The 1721-nt window shown below is 35.0% G+C and carries 3 protein-coding genes; all 3 read left to right on the top strand.

Annotation, left to right across the window (positions count from 1 at the left end):
* A partial coding sequence (locus GSY74_RS06385) for a hypothetical protein (RefSeq protein ID WP_223157488.1) occupies window positions 1-346 on the top strand: 346 nt, incomplete at its 5' end.
* Between the two features lie 166 nt (window positions 347-512).
* Entirely contained in the window at window positions 513-1274 is a 762-nt protein-coding gene (locus GSY74_RS06380) for an MBL fold metallo-hydrolase (protein WP_164664269.1), read from the top strand.
* Between the two features lie 57 nt (window positions 1275-1331).
* A partial coding sequence (locus GSY74_RS06375) for an AAA family ATPase (RefSeq protein WP_164664268.1) occupies window positions 1332-1721 on the top strand: 390 nt, incomplete at its 3' end.

Raw genomic sequence — 1721 nt, 5'->3', positions numbered from 1 at the left:
TATTGGAAATAACTATAAATATAAAATCATGACCAATATGGTTTTAGAAGTTAAAGCCCAAGGTCGAGGAAGCCGTCAAATGTGTCGAATGGATAGATTTGGATTTCCACGAACCAAAGCGAAAGGTTCTAAAATAGTAAAAGGTTTCCAAACAGGTGATATTGTAAAAGCAGTTGTCACTAAAGGAAAAAAGATAGGAACTTATCTTGGAAAAGTTGCTGTTCGAGTTAGTGGTAATTTTAATATTACAACAACTTTAGGAACAATTCAAGGTATTAATCATAAATATTGTAAAACAATACAAAAAGGAGATGGCTATGCTTATGCAATCGCAACAATTAAATAATAACAGGTTCTACCAATTCCTCCTCGCCAAAATCATAGATTATGGACGAGGTATCCTTGGAGATAGATAATGAAACTCAAGCGACTGCAAAAATATAATACTCCCCAAAAAAGCACCTCTCAGGTATCACCACAGTATATAGATTTGTAGAGGATAGAATAGATAGATGAAATCAAACGATATAAAACTAAGCGTAATATTTGACAACGAATGCTCTTGCGAGAGCCTAACCTCTCTTTGGGGGTTCTCATGTCTAGTAGAGACAGCAGACAACACCATACTTTTTGATACAGGAAGCAATGGTAGAGTTCTACTTAAAAATATGCAGAGAAAAAAGCTTGACATCAATAGAGTGGATACCATCTTTATCTCTCATGCACATTGGGATCATATCGGTGGACTTGACTCTATCTTGGAACTCAACTCAAATATCAATATTTTTGTCACTACTCATGTCTCCAAAAACCTTGTCAGAGACCTAAATACTCTATCCAATGGAGTGACAGTGATAGGAGATGAACCCACAGAGATACTACCCTATATCCACTCTACAGGAGCGATGGGAGAGGCTAGTGAACAGTCATTCATCATAGATACAGAGGATGGATTAATCATAATAGCAGGTTGTGCTCATAGTGGGATAGAGGCTATTGTGACTAGAGCCAAGAGAGTTTTTGACAAAGAGATTCTACTACTTTTGGGTGGTTTTCATCTATTTAGAGAAGAGGAAAAGAATATTAGAGAGACTGTTAAGAGTATTAAAAATATGGGTACAAAATTCGTTTGCCCCTCTCACTGTACAGGAGAGAGAGCAAAAAAACTATTTGAGGAGAGCTTCAAAGAGAACTATATAGATGGTGGAGTTGGAGTTGATATAGATTTTGATAATGGTGTAGTTACTCCACCATCAAAACAGACTCTTCAATAAAAAAATGCTACAATGCAAAAATAGACAGATAGACCCATTTGTATATGAGGAGTTGAAGTGAGAAGAAAAGGTAGTTTGCCAATAGGGCGAAGTGATTTTAGGGAACTTAGAAGAGTTGATTGTTACTATATTGATAAAAGTTTAATCATAGAGGAGTTGATGGAGAGTAGTACACTTATCTATCTTCTCCCTCGTCCAAGGCGATTTGGTAAAACTCTGCTTCAAAGTACTTTTAGATATTTTTTTGAAAAAGATGAAGAGGATAATGAGTGGTTATTCAGAGATTTGGCAATCTATAAAACTAAAACTTTTGAGAAACATTTTGCAAAATATCCTGTGATTTATCTGACTTTTAAAGATATAAAAAGTACCACTTTTGAGGTAAATTTGGAGAAGATTTATGATTTGATAGATGGTGAATTCTCTAGGCACGAAAAAAATATTGAT

This window comes from Sulfurovum sp. bin170 (genome assembly GCF_010892395.1).
Taxonomy (GTDB): domain Bacteria; phylum Campylobacterota; class Campylobacteria; order Campylobacterales; family Sulfurovaceae; genus UBA1140.
Note: the sequence above shows the minus strand (reverse complement) of the source record. Positions and strands in the feature narration are given on the sequence as shown.